The 15,836-nt window shown below is 43.1% G+C and carries 14 protein-coding genes; 8 read left to right on the forward strand and 6 right to left on the reverse strand.

All coding sequences use genetic code 11. From position 1 onward, the window contains the following. Positions 1-242: 242 nt before the first annotated feature. Both I595_RS11555 and I595_RS11560 read right to left on the reverse strand, forming a co-directional pair. Positions 243-971 carry an energy transducer TonB gene (locus I595_RS11555; protein ID WP_054559592.1) on the reverse strand — a complete coding sequence of 243 codons (729 nt, stop codon included), beginning with the start codon at positions 969-971 and terminating at the stop codon, positions 243-245. A gap of 103 nt (positions 972-1,074) precedes the next feature. After that, positions 1,075-1,806 carry a DUF2490 domain-containing protein gene (locus I595_RS11560; protein ID WP_054559593.1) on the reverse strand — a complete coding sequence of 244 codons (732 nt, stop codon included), beginning with the start codon at positions 1,804-1,806 and terminating at the stop codon, positions 1,075-1,077. A 192-nt stretch (positions 1,807-1,998) separates the two neighbouring features. Between I595_RS11560 and I595_RS11565 the strand changes: the two genes are divergently transcribed. The 4 genes from I595_RS11565 to I595_RS11580 all read left to right on the forward strand — a co-directional run bounded on the left by I595_RS11565 (position 1,999) and on the right by I595_RS11580 (position 8,117). Continuing rightward, entirely contained in the window at positions 1,999-2,787 is a 789-nt protein-coding gene (locus I595_RS11565) for a universal stress protein (RefSeq protein WP_054559594.1), read from the forward strand. A gap of 18 nt (positions 2,788-2,805) precedes the next feature. Continuing rightward, entirely contained in the window at positions 2,806-4,644 is a 1,839-nt protein-coding gene (locus I595_RS11570; protein ID WP_054559595.1) for an SLC13 family permease, read from the forward strand. A 71-nt stretch (positions 4,645-4,715) separates the two neighbouring features. Continuing rightward, the gene (locus I595_RS11575; RefSeq protein WP_157449734.1) at positions 4,716-6,593 is read left to right on the forward strand and encodes a DUF4914 family protein; all 1,878 of its coding nucleotides are present in this window, start codon (positions 4,716-4,718) and stop codon (positions 6,591-6,593) included. A gap of 216 nt (positions 6,594-6,809) precedes the next feature. After that, entirely contained in the window at positions 6,810-8,117 is a 1,308-nt protein-coding gene (locus tag I595_RS11580) for an ATP-dependent 6-phosphofructokinase (protein WP_054559597.1), read from the forward strand. Between the two features lie 87 nt (positions 8,118-8,204). Here I595_RS11580 and I595_RS17765 read toward each other — a convergent pair whose 3' ends face one another. From I595_RS17765 to I595_RS11590, 3 genes are all read right to left on the reverse strand, one after another. Continuing rightward, the gene (locus I595_RS17765; RefSeq protein ID WP_262485538.1) at positions 8,205-8,336 is read right to left on the reverse strand and encodes a hypothetical protein; all 132 of its coding nucleotides are present in this window, start codon (positions 8,334-8,336) and stop codon (positions 8,205-8,207) included. Between the two features lie 203 nt (positions 8,337-8,539). Continuing rightward, a complete protein-coding gene (locus I595_RS11585; RefSeq protein ID WP_054559598.1) occupies positions 8,540-9,916 on the reverse strand; it encodes a sugar porter family MFS transporter in 1,377 nt (458 codons plus the stop codon). A gap of 7 nt (positions 9,917-9,923) precedes the next feature. Further along, on the reverse strand, positions 9,924-11,168 hold the full coding sequence (locus tag I595_RS11590) for a 3-deoxy-D-manno-octulosonic acid transferase (RefSeq protein WP_054559599.1): 1,245 nt from the start codon (positions 11,166-11,168) through the stop codon (positions 9,924-9,926). 91 nt (positions 11,169-11,259) lie between these two features. Between I595_RS11590 and I595_RS11595 the strand changes: the two genes are divergently transcribed. From I595_RS11595 to I595_RS11610, 4 genes are all read left to right on the forward strand, one after another. Further along, positions 11,260-12,414, forward strand: a complete 1,155-nt coding sequence (locus tag I595_RS11595) for a DegT/DnrJ/EryC1/StrS family aminotransferase (protein WP_054559600.1) — start codon at positions 11,260-11,262, stop codon at positions 12,412-12,414. A gap of 3 nt (positions 12,415-12,417) precedes the next feature. Then, the gene (gene galE / locus I595_RS11600) at positions 12,418-13,458 is read left to right on the forward strand and encodes a UDP-glucose 4-epimerase GalE (protein ID WP_054559601.1); all 1,041 of its coding nucleotides are present in this window, start codon (positions 12,418-12,420) and stop codon (positions 13,456-13,458) included. Between the two features lie 91 nt (positions 13,459-13,549). Next, entirely contained in the window at positions 13,550-14,821 is a 1,272-nt protein-coding gene (locus tag I595_RS11605; protein WP_054559602.1) for a metal-dependent hydrolase family protein, read from the forward strand. Between the two features lie 26 nt (positions 14,822-14,847). Continuing rightward, entirely contained in the window at positions 14,848-15,213 is a 366-nt protein-coding gene (locus tag I595_RS11610; RefSeq protein ID WP_054559603.1) for a hypothetical protein, read from the forward strand. Between the two features lies 1 nt (position 15,214). Here I595_RS11610 and I595_RS11615 read toward each other — a convergent pair whose 3' ends face one another. After that, positions 15,215-15,817, reverse strand: coding sequence for an alpha-ketoglutarate decarboxylase (locus I595_RS11615; protein ID WP_245628279.1), 603 nt, complete (start codon positions 15,815-15,817; stop codon positions 15,215-15,217). Positions 15,818-15,836 lie beyond the last annotated feature (19 nt).

The following is a 15,836-nucleotide window of genomic DNA, read 5'->3' on the forward strand; positions in this document are numbered from 1 at the left end:
CATTTTAATTAGGTGTTTTGTCGCGATGCAAAGGCAATCACACCAGCCGTGGCTATGTAGATATGGCTGGGTGCTAGGCACCTTCTTTTCGCTTTTTTTTGTTTCTCAGTACCGGAATACCAATATGGCAGCTTAGGTTTAATCCATCTTATTGCTGATATTCCACAGAATATAAAGGATACATAAAAAAGGACCTGTAGTTTCCTACAAATCCTTTTTTTTTGGTCGGGTTGATGTTAGGTTTATGATTGAATGATAAAGTTAATGGGCACACTGTACGCTATCCTTGCTGGTTTACCACGCTGCATGGCGGGCTTCATAGTAGGTAATTTTGATATGATGCGTTCCGCCTCGCTTTCCAACATTCTATCTGGTCCCCGTTTTTTTATACCGGTAACCTGGCCTTTGGAGTTAATTTCGAACTGGACAAAAACCCTGCCCGTAATCTGCATTTCAAGCGCAGCTTCCGGATAGTTGAAGTTGGCGCGGATATGCTCTTGGATTTTACTGTTAAAGCAAGCTTTGCGCTCCGCTTCGCTGGATAGGCCCTCGCAACCTGGAAATACCGGAGCATTTTCAATAATGGCAAAGGGTACGATGATATCTTCTTCGGCTTCGTCCATGTCCACGCCATCAAGACTAATGATATTATCCTCTATATAGGTGTCTTGGCTACTTTCCGTGCTTTCTATGATAGTTTCCTCTACATCTTCTACATCTTCAATGATTTCTATGACCTCCGGTGCAGATGGCGGTGGTGGAGGAGGTGCGGTGCGTAACATTTCCGTGATGGGCACTTCTTCGTCCATATCGTCCTGCACGTCCAAAACCTGTGCAAAGTCTTCATTGCTTTCGTAAGATTTATATTCCAACATGGTGTATGTGGTAAAGAGCACTACAGTCAACCCGATAACAAAATACAGGCCACTATTTCGATTTAGATCTGCTTTGGGATTTTTTTTGAGTTCCATGACGTTTAATTTATTTTGAATAAAATTAGGTGGGAACCTTGATTTAAAACATGATATTTATCAAGTTTTGAATTTTAACACTATTTCTTTATCAATTCGATAATTAATCCACTGAGGTCATATCACTGTTTTTGTCCTTGTACAGCTTGGCCTTAAAGAGAAATACCATACGGATACGGTCAAAGTTATTTTTACCCACATGGTTTTTCATATACCCCAATTCCATTTGGATACTTGGGGATATCTTTCTACCGATACCTGCATAAAACCTATTCTGGTTTATTTTGGATTGGTTAAAATCAAAGAAGGGTTCATCAAATACTTTTATATAGAGGTTTTTGGAAACAGGGTAGGTAGCCTGTAGCCGATACCTAAATCTCATATTGAAAATTTCCGTATGTGGTTTTGTGATCCATCGCTTTTCCAAACGACCCCGGTGTGCCAGTTTTACGCCTAAAAGTTTTTGGTTACGGCAATATTCCTCATATAACCAAAACTGGGTGGTCAGGCTTTCAAACTCAAAATGGTCAAACGGTTGGGTATCCAAGAAAGCCACCCCCAAGGTAAGTTTGTTTTTTTTGTTGGGGGCATAGGTGATACCGGTCCTGAAAAAACCAAACTCCGTCTGCTCCGCCAAGTTATAGTAGCGCACAATACCTACGGTTGGCACCTTCCAATGCTCCCTAAGTTCAAGGTTGCCCGCTATCACTAGCCAAGTGCCGGTAGCATCCCTTAGGTCTTCCTGGGCAACGGCATTTTTTGGTAGTCCGATGTATACTAAATGGATAATAACGATTTTGAGGAAGGTGTTCCGTACTAGCGTAATCTGCGTCATAACCTAAGATATTAGGTATTCTTTGGCAAAGATCTTCCAATAACCAAACAGAAAGTATGATAAAAGTCAGGATAAAGAAAATACTGGTTTTAGCATACTAAAAATCCATTTCCTGATATCTGTCATGTTTTTCCTACCCAATGCGGTATAATTTTGGTTTTCAATTAAGTCAGGTATTAAATTCTATTAGATATGAGCAACATTAAAAAAATAGTAGTTCCCTTCGATTTTTCTGAAGCCGGTATAAAGGCGCTGGAATACACCATGAATTTTGTGGGTTATCAGAGGCCAATTAAGATTTTTGCCGTAGAGGTAACCGTGGCTCCCGTTTCTGCGAAAAGAGAACAGGAATCCCAGCAAGCGTTTACCAAGTTGCTTGCCAAACTGGACAAGCGCACCAAACATAGGCCAGAGTTGATTTTTGCTTCTGGTAACTTAATAGAAACGGTTTTGTCCTTGCAAATCAACCAACAGTTTGATTTGATCATAATGGGCACCATGGGAGACTCGGAAGAGGATACCATTACCAATACGTCCCACCTGGTATTGCAGGCAAACTGCCCTGTGATAACCGTTCCATTTAGCACCAAGGCAGAGGTGCCAAAAGAAATTGCACTGGTTCTTGGTAAAGAGGAGATAGAATATCCCAACGTATTGTCCACGTTGTTGGATGTTGCGCGGATGTTCAATGCCCGTGTCCACGTATTAACCATATACAAGGAATCCGTTTACAAAGAAAAAGCCATTGTAGAGTCTAATGAAAATACCTTGGAATATTATCTGGAGCATTTTTATACGGCGCATGATTTTCAAAAGAATGAGGATGTGGAAAAAGGGATATTTGATTATATCAAAGAAAAAGAGATTGATATGTTGGCCATTTTACCTAGGAACCATGCAAAAAAAACACAGGCCTCAGATGGCCGTTTGACCAAACTTTTAACCCTACATTCCACAGTGCCAGTGCTTACATTGGATTAATGATATAGCTGTCCAAAAATGACCATATTACTAAGTATCCTAACCATCACCATCATCCTTTTTGTTTGGGGGAAATTACCGCCAGATGTGGTAGCGCTTATGTCCATGATCACCCTATACCTCACCGGAATTTTGGATGTCCAGGAAACCTTAAGTGGTTTTAGCAATACCACCGTAATTATGATTGCTGCCTTGTTTATTATAGGGGAAGGTTTGGCCAGAACGGGTTGGACGGCGCTGGCAGGGCAGAAATTTGTGGGCTGGGCAGGTAAGAGCATTCCAAAATTACTGGTGATCGTAACATTGGGCGCCAGTGTGCTTTCCGGTTTTGTGAGCAATACGGGTACTGTGGCGGCATTATTGCCCGTGACCGTTTCGGCGGCATGGACGGCCGGTACCTTACCGTCAAAATTGCTTATGCCCGTGGCCTTTGGTTCCAATACCGGTGGCCTCTTAACCCTGACCGGTACACCTCCCAACATTATTGCCAGCAATACCTTGGTGGAAAATAATTTTGAAGGGTTTTCCTTCTTTGAATTTGGACTGATTGGCCTACCGTTGCTCATCATAGCCATCCTATATTTTAGGTACGTTGGGTACCGTCTGCTCCCCAAAAGGCATACTAATGAACGTCCAGCGGATATTGATGCGGAAATGCACAAATGGATAGAAAATTATAGTGTGGGTGACAATATGTATCGCCTTAGGATAAGATCCATGTCTCCATTGCAAAATACCAAGATGGGCCACTGGAATTTTGAAAAAGACCACCAAATTTCGGTAATGCGGCTAAAACGCCGCCACCCTAGCATGTTAAAACAGTCTACCCCAGAATTTGTGGAACTGCCAGATAGTGCTACGGAAATGCGCTATCATGATATCCTTACGGTTAAGGGATCCCCGGAAGCGGTAGATAAATTATCCATGAAATTCAGATTGGGGGTAATCCCTACGCCCACTGAAAAGGACACCTTAAAAGACGAGTTAATTTCACAAGAAGTGGGTATGGCAGAAATGTTGATTACCCCAAATAGTGCCCTAGTGGGCAAAACCATAAATCTTGGTAATTACCTGAGGAAAATTGGGGTGCAATTGCTGGCGGCTTCCAGAAAAAACAAGCCCTTGTCCGGTAGAATTCGTATTGAAGCGGGAGATGCCTTTATCATACGGGGGCCTTGGGATAACATTAGTAACCTAAAGACCCTTTATGAAAACGTACTGATTTCCGGTAGTCCTGAGGCCATGGCAAAGAACGTGGCCAAATTAAACACCCGAAGCTACATTGCCATGGCAACTTTGGTCTTGATGATAGCCTTGTTGGTCTTTAAGTTATTGCCGGGAGCCATTGCCGCTTTGGTCTGTGGGGGAATCATGTTGCTCAGTGGTTGTGTGCCCATTTCAAAAGCCTATAAGGGAATTAGTTGGACCAGCGTAGTAATGATCGCGGCCATGATTCCCATGGGGACGGCCTTGCAAAAAACAGGTGTGGCAGAATTGGCGGCCAACGGACTGGTAGATATGTTGGGCAGTATTAATCCTACAGTTTTGTTGGCAGGCATTTTTTTACTGACCACCGCTTTTAGCCAAACGATAAATAATTCCGCAACCGCAGTGCTCATGGCACCAATAGCATTGTTGGCAGCTACCACTCTGGGGGTATCTCCCAAACCATTTTTGATTACCGTGGCCATAAGTGCTTCAACTGCGTTTTTAACCCCTGTTGGCACCACCACCAATGCCATGGTAATGTCTGCCGGGGGGTATAAATTTTTGGATTATGTAAAAGTGGGAGGCCCATTATTGGTGTTGTTTTTTATTACGACCGTAGCATTGGTACCGCTGATATGGAAATTTTAGGGATTTGTGCTTGATTAAAAGAAGATAATATGGTAACCAATTAAATAGATAAAACCATTAAAATAAACATTATGGAACAGATTAAAAAGAAATTACCCGTTGGTAATAATGTTGAATTACAAGAATTATTGGCCGTGGCGCCCAGCGTAACCGTGGCAAAAAACGTAGAAGAATTAGTTGATTTAGCCGTAGGTGGCAAAGGTAAGGATGCGCACCAAGTACGTTTTAATTTGCCAGATGGCCGCAATTACTTGGAAGCAGACGTTTTGAGGGCCAAAAATGGAATAGTGGCCAACTATCCTGAAGTGTACATGCGCAGACGGGATCCAGATTGTATGGTCATAGCAGATAACCTTCCCACGGACAAAACCAGGTTTAAAGATAGGTTTGGTAAAGAATTTGACGGGCTACGAAAAGAGACTTTTGATTGGTTGAAGACACAAGACTTGGCCATGTTCTTTTTTGACGCTGGTAAACCCGGTATGGGTTATAGTGCTGTTGCCGTGGTGCCTGCAAACTGTGGTTTTTTTGGATTGGGTCTTGCCTTGTTACAAGGTATTCTTGATCCAGATGACTTGGCAGATGATTTTGTGCCGGAGGCCGTTATTTATGCTGCTCCACCCTTTAGGCATACCCATTTTCAAGGAAAACAGGTAGTTGTCCATAATAGACTTCCTGGCCAATACGAACTTTTTTCCTATAACCTTTATCCTGGACCCAGCGCAAAAAAAGGAGTCTACGGTATGTTGATCGGAAAAGGGGAAGAAGAAGGCTGGGTTACGGCACACTGTTCCGCAGTACGCGTGATAACCCCTTATGACAATGTGGTGACCGTAATGCACGAAGGAGCTAGTGGAGGTGGTAAGAGTGAAATGTTACAACATCCACATAGACAATCTGACGGTAGTATTTTATTGGGGAAAAATATTTTGACCAATGAAAAAAGGACACTGGAAATTCCAAGGACATGTGATCTGCAGCCCGTAACGGATGATATGGCGCTATGTCACCCAAATTTGCAAAAAGATGCTAAAAAATTATGGTTAGAAGATGCGGAAGATGCTTGGTTTGTTCGGGTAGACCATATCAAGGACTATGGGACTGACCCCATGCTGGAAAAAGTCACTGCCCAGCCAGAAAAGCCGTTACTGTTTTTAAACATCAACGGAGTGGCCGGTGGTCACGCGATGATTTGGGATCACATTGAAGACAAGCCAGGCGTAGCGTGCCCAAACCCTAGGGTGGTGGTTCCTAGAGATGCCTTTCCAGGAGTGTATTCAGAGCCAGTAAGGGTAGATATCAGAAGTATTGGTCTAAGAACCCCACCCTGTACAAAACAGAACCCGGATTATGGCATCGTGGGCATGATGCACATGTTGCCACCTGCATTGGCTTGGTTATGGCGTTTGGTAGCCCCAAGGGGTTATGCCAATCCTAGTATCATAAATACGAAAGGGATTAGCAGTGAAGGCGTCGGCAGTTATTGGCCTTTTGCCACAGGGAAAAAAGTAAAACAAGCCAATTTGTTATTGGAACAGATTAGGGCGACACCTGACGTGAAATATGTATTGACCCCCAACCAACATATTGGTGCATGGAAAACCAGTTTTATGCCGCAGTGGGTAAGCAGGGAGTTTTTGGCCAGAAGGGGCAATGCCAAGTTTACGGAAGAGCAGTTGAGCGAATCAAGATGTAGCTTATTGGGCTATGCTTTGAACTCAATGAAGGTTGAAGGCCTACAAATTCCAAAATGGTTACTTAAAGTGGAGCATCAAGAAGAGGTAGGTAAAAAAGCCTATGATAAAGGAGCACGGATTCTTCATGATTTTTTTGTAACCACCTTGGCACAGTTCCAAGATAACAACTTAGACCCATTGGGCCAACGCATCATTGAATGTTGTTTGGACAATGGCTCGGTAGCCGATTACGAGAAAATTTATAAAGGATAAGTAGATAAATGAATCAAAATAAAGCAAATACCTGCCCGACATGTACCGGGCAGGGTTGCTTTAACCTACAAAAGGGTATGGAAATACGGAAAAGTAGGACAGGGGAAAATTTAGGCATAAATTTGCGGAACAAGCCTCCGAGGAAATCATGGAACGGTGCACTGCTTATCGATTTCCATCACCGCTTGGATGACCATGTTTAAAATGCATTGACACGTGAGTAAATTTGAAATACAAAATCTGGGTAAAGCCAGTATAAAATCTCCCCTTCAGTTAAGTACGGTAAGGGGAGATAATATTTTTAATTTTATCAAAGAGGACCATAAGGTGGTCTACAATCTTTCTTTGGAAGCATACAAAAGCTGCCTGGACAAGGGGCAAGATCCGGTATGTTTGGAAAAAGCGGGACCAAGACAAAATGTTTTCTTTGATTCAAAAACCACAAAGGCGGCAATCGTTACCTGCGGCGGCCTTTGCCCCGGTATCAATAATGTTATACGGGGCATCGTCATGGCACTCCATTATTTTTATGATGTAAAAAGGATATTGGGAGTACCGTACGGATATGAGGGCCTAAACCCAAAAATGGGATATGGTTTTCAAGAGCTTACCCCGGATAAGGTAAAGGATATCCATCAGTTTGGCGGTACTATTTTGGGATCTTCACGAGGTGGACAGGACGTTGGCGTCATGGTAGACACCTTGGTGCATCAAAAAATTGACATCCTCTTTGCCATAGGTGGAGACGGTACCCTAAAAGGTGCGGATGCCATTGGAGAGGAAATCCAAAAAAGGGGATTGGACATTAGCGTTGTAGGAATTCCAAAGACCATTGACAACGACATTGATATCATTGATAAATCCTTTGGCTTTGAAACCTCTTTTGATATCGCCAGTTCCATACTTAGGGATGCGCACAATGAAGCGGCAGGTGCTTATAACGGCATTTCCATAATAAAATTAATGGGGCGTGATAGCGGCTTTATTGCGGCATGCGCATCATTGTCCATGCCGGTGGTGAATTTTGTGTTGGTGCCGGAGATGAATTTTAAGTTGTACGGTGATACCGGGTTTTTGGCAATGCTCAAAAAGCGTCTAGAGGATAAAAAGCATGCCGTTATCGTGGTAGCGGAAGGCGCTGGGCAGCACTTGTTCAATAAGGATAAGGTGAGGACCGATGCCTCTGGGAATATACAGCATGATGATATTGGCACCTTTTTAAAAAATGAGATTTCCGCTTATTTTAAGGATGTGATGCCAACGACCATTAAATACATAGACCCAAGTTATATTGTACGCAGCGCAGCGGCCAATTCTGGAGACAGTGTCTTTTGCAGTGGCTTGGCGTATCATGCGGTACACGGGGCAATGAGCGGTAAAACCAGGTTTGTGGTAGGTAGGGTGAACAATAAGTATGTCTACTTGCCCATCAAAGCAGTTACCAGTAAGCGCAAAAAAATAGACTTGGAAAGTGAATTCTGGTTTTCCGTACTGCAAAGTACGGGACAGCCCTTATCCATGTAAACCAGGTTTAGGTCTAAGTCGCAATGGTGTTTGCCAAAAAAAAACCTCCCGACATTCGGGAGGTTTTCTTTTTTCTCATGGTTTTTATTAGCCTATAAGCCCTAACTGGTCCAAAAGAATACAAACGGGTATGGCAATTAAAATGGCTACCAGCGCAAATACCATAACACGTAAAAACGCAACGAGTAGCTTACTTCCAAAAGATATATTATGTTCCATGATAGTGTAATTTCTTTCAATGTACATAAAACCAATGAGATACCTATTTGCCCCCGTGTTATTATTCGACTAAATACGTAGAATTGGGTTATTCGTTTATTGAGCCAGAAAAAAACCAAAGAAGGGAATGCCCTTGGCGTATTTTGTTCCTCCCTAATGTATCTAGGGTGGGATTTGCAAAATTCCCTCTTTGGGAACGACCGCTAATTAGATTGTAGGCGTTCTTCTATTTCCTCTAACGAGCTTCCCTTGGTTTCCGGCATAAAAAAGAACGCCCAAAGCAATTGCAGCACCATCATACCTGCGAAGAAAACAAATATTGGCCACGGATTGTCCTTAAAAATGCCTATTTCGGCATCCAAGAAGGTAGGGGTCAATAAGGTAATTAGCGCGGCAAAGACCCAATGGGTACTTGTACCCCAAGACTGGCCGTAGGCCCGGACACTGTTGGGAAAAATCTCTGATATAAATACCCAAATTACGGCACCCTGCCCCACTGCATGGGAGGCTATGAAAAGCAATACAAAACTGAGCAGCACCAAGGCACTGGCACCGCTGTAAAAACACCATCCCACCATAAGAAGGCTAACAATGTATCCAACGGAACCCATGTACATGAGTTGCTTCCTTCCTAATTTATCTATCAGGGCGATACCCACAAAGGTGAAAATAAGGTTGATGACCCCAATGGATATGGAGCTGAACAATGAGGCTTCGGTGGCTAAACCCGCACGTTCTAAAATTTCCGGAGCATAGTAAAGGACAAAATTAATTCCGGAAAGTTGGTTAAAGAAGGCAATTAAAAATGCCAAAACAAGGGGCTTCCGATAATTACCTGAAAATAGTTTTCCCTTGGAGGTCTTAAGATTCGTGGAAAAGGTCGCTTTTAAAGTTTGGAGTTCCTTGGGCGCACTTTCCGTGGTGTTGCCAATGGCAATAAGGGCGGACAAAATTTGGGAATCCTCCCTTTTTTTTATGAGCAACCACCTTGGGCTATTGGGGATTCTAAGGACCATAATGGTGTAAATGAGTGCAGGTAGCCCCTCCGCGGCAAGCATCCATCGCCATGAGATATCAGAAGTAAGGAAAATACCAATGAAATAGTTAGATATAAATGCAATTAAAATACCAAAGACAATATTAAATTGATAGAGCGCCGTAAGCCGTCCCCTATTGTCCGCGGTGGAAATCTCTGAGATATAAATGGGAGCTGCCACAGAAGAAGCACCTACCCCAATACCACCAATAAATCTAAAGAAAGAAAAACTATAGGCCTCCGGCGCCATGGCGGAACCTACGGCCGAAATGAAGTAAAGTGCACCAATCCAAAATAACGTTTTTTTACGCCCAAGTTTGTCCGTAGGAATGCCACCAAAAAGTGCCCCCAAAACTGTCCCCCACAAGGCCATGGACATAATAAAAATGCCATGGAACGTAAATATGGAGTCCCCTAGGAACCAATTGGTACCCCAAAGCTCTTTAATGGGTTGGTTGGCACCACTGATGACAACGGTGTCAAAACCAAATAAAAAGCCGGCTAGCGCGGCGGTAAGGGAGATTTTTAAGATTCTTTTGTCCATGGTAGTTTTATTCTTGGTTGATAACCGTTTTAATATAGTCCATTATGGTTGTGGTAGCACCTAATTGGTCCTGAATGTATTTTTTATTGATACCTCCTGTCTCTTGGGCAAAAACAGGGTCTTGCTGCAATTCCTGCATCATGCCTTCAAAATCATGTTGGTCCTGAATGGGTAAAATACCACCTAGGGCCACCAAATCCTCTGCTTCTTTAAAGCCATGGTAATTGGGCCCAATAATCACAGCTTTGCCAAATACGGCCGGTTCCAGGGTATTGTGGAGCCCTGTTTCAAAGCCACCGCCCACATAAGAAATATCGGCATAGCTATATATTTTGGTGAGTAGGCCTATAGTGTCAATAATGAGCACCTGTGTCTCTTTTAGGTTGCTGCCCTTTATACTGGAGAAACAAACAGTTTTTTTGGTAATGGACTTTTGTAATTTCTGTATTGTTTTGCTTTTAATGGTATGGGGCGCTATCACGTATTTTAGCTGGGTTTCTGCCGAGTTGATGTAGTCAATAATGATGTCTTCATCCGGCCTCCAAGTGCTCCCAGCCACAAAGCATTTATTATTATCTTTAAATTCCGTCATAAAATCCAAACTGTTGTCTTGTTGGAGTATCCGGGTTACGCGATCAAATCGGGTATCACCACCTACACTTATTTGTTCCAACCCCAGCGATTGTAAAAGCGATTTTGATTGTTGGTCCTGGGCAAAAATATGGGTAAAACACCCAAGTGCCTTTCTTAGGAATCTACCATAGAATTTAAAATAGGCTTGCCGCTCATTAAAAATGGCAGACACTAAAAGGGTGGGGATATTTCTGGTTTGGAGTTCACTCAAATAATTGGGCCATACCTCATATTTAATGAAAATAGCCAGTTCTGGCCGTATCAGTTGTACTAGTTTCTTGGCATTGCCCAAAGTGTCCATGGGTAAATAGGTCACCACATCCACGGGACTGGAATCCTTTTTTACCTCATAGCCCGATGGAGAGAAAAAGGTGAGTACCATTTTATGCTCAGGGTAGGTATCTTTTAGCTGTTCTATAATGGGCAATCCTTGTTCATACTCTCCCAAAGATGCTGCGTGTATCCAAATGGTGCGATCTTGTTTTTGGATTTTGTCCGAAAGTACTTTAAAAACGGTTTTTCTACCCTTGACGAACAAGCGAATCTTAGAATTAATAAGGGCGATGATTCTTAAAAAGAACCATGAAATATTGGTAAGTAGGTGATAGCTGAATCTCAATGCAAACGCTTTGTGCTAAAATACATTTCTTTATGGCAAAAGCCGACGGCCCAACCTTATTTTGTTAATTTTGTACCCTAAAATAGGGCAGATGAGAAAAATACAGATGGTAGACCTTAAAGGGCAATACCAAGGCATAAAAGAACAAATCGATAATTCTTTTAGTGAAATATTGGAATCATCTGCTTTTATCAATGGGCCAGAAGTACACGGTTTTCAAAAGGATTTGGAAGACTATTTGGATGTAAAGCATGTAATTCCTTGTGCCAATGGCACGGATGCGCTCCAGATTTGTATGATGGGACTTGGCTTGGTTCCCGGTGATGAGGTCATCACGGCAGATTTTACCTTTGCCGCCACCGTAGAGGTCATTGCCTTATTACAACTTACCCCGGTTTTGGTAGATGTGGATAAGGAGACTTTTAATATTGATGTGGCCGCCATAGAAAAGGCCATTACGCCAAAGACCAAAGCAATTGTGCCGGTACACTTGTTTGGGCAATGTGCGGATATGGATGCCATCATGGCCCTGGCGCACAAACACGATTTATATGTGATAGAGGATAATGCCCAAGGGATTGGGGCCATGCATACCTTCAAGGATGGTTCAAAAAAGAAATCGGGAACTATAGGCCACGTGGCATCAACCTCGTTTTTTCCATCTAAAAATTTAGGCTGTTATGGGGATGGTGGCGCAATTTTCACCAATGATGATGAACTTGCCCATACCATACGTGGTATCGTGAACCATGGGATGTACAAAAGGTACCATCATGATGTGGTTGGGGTCAACTCAAGACTAGATTCGCTCCAAGCGGCTGTTTTAAGGGCCAAACTACCCCATTTAGATGCTTATAACGCCAAGCGGAGGGAAGCTGCAAGGCGCTACAACCAGGCATTTTTGGGCCACCCTGATATTATTCTTCCAAAAACGGTGAATGGTTGTCAGGGTATCTGTGATTCTTGTGATTGTCACGTGTTCCACCAATATACATTGCGTGTAAAGAAGGAAAAAAGAGACAATTTGGTGCAACATTTAAATGAGAATGGCGTTCCATGTGGTGTATACTATCCAATACCATTGCATTTACAGAAGGCATATGTAGATGAGCGGTACAAGGAAGATGATTTTAAGATTACCAACCAACTGGTGAATGAAGTCATTTCCCTACCTATGCATACGGAGTTGGATGAAGAACAGATAACGTACATAACCACATTGGTCATAGACTATTTAAATGCATAACAGATGAAAAAAGTTTTGGTAACCGGCGGACTTGGGTTTATAGGTTCACATACCGTAGTAGAATTGCAGAATGAAGGCTTTGAGGTTGTGATTGTAGATAACCTTTCCAATTCTTCTGAAAATGTGCTGGATGGGATTATTGCCATTACGGGAAAGAAACCGGTCTTTGAAAATTTTGATCTCAGGGATAAGCCTAAAGTAGTGGAATTTTTTGCAAAACACCATGATATAGCAGGTGTCATCCATTTTGCAGCTTCAAAAGCCGTAGGTGAAAGTGTGGAAAATCCCTTGCTTTATTACGAGAATAATTTAGGTGTACTGGTCTATATTTTACAAGAGCTACAGAAAAAAGGGGAGTCCAATTTTATTTTTAGCTCCTCCTGCACCGTATATGGACAGGCAGATACCATGCCCATTACCGAGGATGCCCCGGTAAAACCTGCGGAATCGCCTTATGGCAATACCAAACAGGTGGGTGAGGAGATTATAAGGGACACCTGTAAGGTGAATCCTGGGTTGGCTGCCATCGCCTTGCGTTATTTTAACCCTATTGGAGCGCACCCTACTGTTGAAATAGGGGAATTGCCCATTGGCGTACCACAAAATTTATTGCCTTTTATTACGCAAACCGGTATTGGGATGCGGGAGCAACTTTCCGTTTTTGGAGATGACTATCCAACCCCAGATGGTACCTGCATCAGGGATTACATCCATGTGGTGGATTTGGCAAAAGCCCATGTTGCCGCACTCCAACGCTTATTAACCGCCAAAAATGACACCAATTTTGAAGTGTTTAATTTAGGCACGGGTACGGGCAGCTCCGTACTGGAGGTCATTCAAAGTTTTGAGCGCGTTTCTGGAGAAAAATTAAATTACCGTATTGCCCCAAGAAGGGAGGGCGATGTCATCCAGGCATATGCGGATACGGCAAAGGCAAATGAGGTTTTAGGGTGGAAAGCTGCCTCAACCCTGGACGACGCCATGGAATCTGCTTGGAATTGGGAAAAGAAGATTAGAAAGGGTAAAGAGAAAACAATGGCGTAACATACCATGGTAAACAAAAAAAGGAGGTCTAGGTAAGACCTCCTTTTTTTGTTTACCTTATCCCCAAATAACAATCCTAAAACCACTTTTTATGAGAACAATTGTTTTTTTTCTTTTTGTAATGGGCAGTTGGTGCCTCCAAGCCCAAGACACCTATCTGCACTGCGGACAACTGTTAGATGTGGCTTCGGGCAAGTTCCTAAAAGAGCGGACCATCATCGTAACCGATAAAAAAATAAAGGCCGTCCAAGTGGGCTATGTCCCCGCGGGAGATGGCAATATCGCCATTGATTTAAAAGATAAAGCGGTTTTGCCTGGGTTTATTGATATGCATGTCCATATTGAAAGTGAATTTGGGCCAGGGGTGTACATGAAACGCTTTTCGGACAATGATGCGGACACCGCCTATGAGGCCGCCCAATATGCAAAACGGACCCTCTTGGCTGGATTCACCACCGTTCGCGACCTTGGTGGTAATGGGGTAAATATTGCGTTAAGGAATGCCATTAATAAAGGGATAGCAGATGGGCCAAGAATTTTTACCGCGGGCAAGGCGCTGGCCAGTACCGGGGGACATGCCGATCCCACAAACGGGGTGCGGAATGAGCTTAAGGGTGATCCAGGACCTAAAGAAGGTGTGGTAAATTCTGTTGAAGATGCAAAAAAGGCTGTAAGACAGCGGTATAAGAACGGTGCGGACGTCATAAAAATTACGGCTACCGGAGGTGTGCTCAGTGTGGCAAAAAGTGGCGAAAACCCACAATTTACGCTAGAGGAGGTAAAGGCAATTGTAGCAACTGCCAAAGACTACGGTTTTTCGGTAGCGGCGCACGCCCATGGGGATGAGGGTATGAAACGCGCTGTTTTGGGTGGGGTGACCACCATAGAACATGGAACCCTAATGAGTTATGAGACCATGGTTCTGATGCGGGAGAACAACTGTTATCTGATTCCTACCATCAGTGCGGGCAAACAGGTTGCGGAAAAGGCGAAAATGCCAGGTTTTTTTCCACCCGTTGTAGCCAAAAAGGCCCTTGAAATTGGACCACTTCATCAAAACACCATAGCCAAGGCATTTAAAGCAGGTGTGCCCATGGGGTTTGGAACGGATGCCGGTGTTTTTCCCCATGGCAAGAACGCCATTGAGTTCGGATATCTGTTGGAAGCAGGAATTCCAGTGATGGAATCCCTTAGGGCCGCTACCATGGTCAATGCCAAATTACTGGGTATGGAAGGCGAATTGGGGCAGCTCAAAGCGGGCTTTTTAGCGGATATTATTGCGGTAAACAACAATCCTGTTGAAAGTGTGGAAACATTGGAAGATGTAGTCTTTGTAATGAAAGACGGAAAAATATACAAATAACAGTAACCCTTTAGGCGTTTAATGGAATGAATGGGCAGGAAGAACCGATATTTAAGGATAGCGCAGCCGTGCTTAAAGATGTGTCCCTAAGAAATTGGGAAGATGAATTTAGGGGACAATTGCAAAAAGAATTTCTACTGGCCAATGTACCGTTGGCCTTTAAAGAGAAAGAGTCGTTATCCCATGTACATGAGGTGGTAGTTGAAAAAATATACCAATTGCTCATGGAAGATTTTGATACCTATCTTAACCTTCTGTATGTCATTGATGTTCGTGAAATGGACCTTAAGGCGGTAGATGGTCCGGATATAGTTACAGCGGCAAAGCAGGTGGGTTTTCTTATATTACAAAGAACGTATCAGAAGCTATGGTATAAAAAACGATACGCTTAGTTTAAAAATAGACCCTAAAAAATGGCATAAGTGGGTCAATGTAAATACTACGATTTTCGTCAAAAAGAACATCGTACCGTAAGCCCATGGTGACATTTCTGGTCGTAAAACCAATACCAAGGAACAGTGCCGTAGACCAATAATTATCCTCCAGCGTGCTTCCGGCAAAGTTTTGGCTCGCATTTACCCGCCATTGCTCCAGTTCCGCACTAAGCTGTATGCTGGGAATGGGATTGTAAAAATTCATAAAACTGGCGCCATACGCCAAAAACTTACTTTCATTGAATTTGGTGTAGTTAAGGTTAAGCCCAACGCCGCTGGCCAGCTCAGGGCTTACTTGATAAATGGCACTGGGTGCCAATGCCAGGTTAAAACCACCATTGGTGAACCCAAGGCCCAGGCCTCCTCCATACCTCACATTTTCCCAAAAGGCACTTTTTGCAAGCTGTTGTGCCTTTGCTTTAAAACTGGTTAACGAAAAAAAACCTATGGTTAGGGTAATTAAGATTTTAGCTTGTCCGCTCATGTTAAAAGTTTGTTGGTTTTCCCAAAGGTGCTCATGTGGTGTTTCTGATTTGTTGTATTTTTGATGAAATTTTGTCACTTCTTTTGGTAAAGAAATA

The organism is Croceitalea dokdonensis DOKDO 023, from assembly GCF_001306415.1.
In the GTDB taxonomy this organism is placed as follows: Bacteria; Bacteroidota; Bacteroidia; order Flavobacteriales; family Flavobacteriaceae; genus Croceitalea; species Croceitalea dokdonensis.

Bases quoted from the DNA above. Each gene is read 5' to 3' on its own strand.
- galE (WP_054559601.1), top strand. From the start codon at position 12,418: ATGAAAAAAGTTTTGGTAACCGGCGGACTTGGGTTTATAGGTTCACAT.
- I595_RS11585 (WP_054559598.1), bottom strand. From the start codon at position 9,916: ATGGACAAAAGAATCTTAAAAATCTCCCTTACCGCCGCGCTAGCCGGC.
- I595_RS11565 (WP_054559594.1), top strand. From the start codon at position 1,999: ATGAGCAACATTAAAAAAATAGTAGTTCCCTTCGATTTTTCTGAAGCC.
- I595_RS11575 (WP_157449734.1), top strand. From the start codon at position 4,716: ATGGAACAGATTAAAAAGAAATTACCCGTTGGTAATAATGTTGAATTA.
- I595_RS11605 (WP_054559602.1), top strand. From the start codon at position 13,550: ATGAGAACAATTGTTTTTTTTCTTTTTGTAATGGGCAGTTGGTGCCTC.
- I595_RS17765 (WP_262485538.1), bottom strand. From the start codon at position 8,336: ATGGAACATAATATATCTTTTGGAAGTAAGCTACTCGTTGCGTTTTTA.
- I595_RS11555 (WP_054559592.1), bottom strand. From the start codon at position 971: ATGGAACTCAAAAAAAATCCCAAAGCAGATCTAAATCGAAATAGTGGC.
- I595_RS11595 (WP_054559600.1), top strand. From the start codon at position 11,260: ATGAGAAAAATACAGATGGTAGACCTTAAAGGGCAATACCAAGGCATA.
- I595_RS11560 (WP_054559593.1), bottom strand. From the start codon at position 1,806: ATGACGCAGATTACGCTAGTACGGAACACCTTCCTCAAAATCGTTATT.
- I595_RS11570 (WP_054559595.1), top strand. From the start codon at position 2,806: ATGACCATATTACTAAGTATCCTAACCATCACCATCATCCTTTTTGTT.
- I595_RS11610 (WP_054559603.1), top strand. From the start codon at position 14,848: ATGAATGGGCAGGAAGAACCGATATTTAAGGATAGCGCAGCCGTGCTT.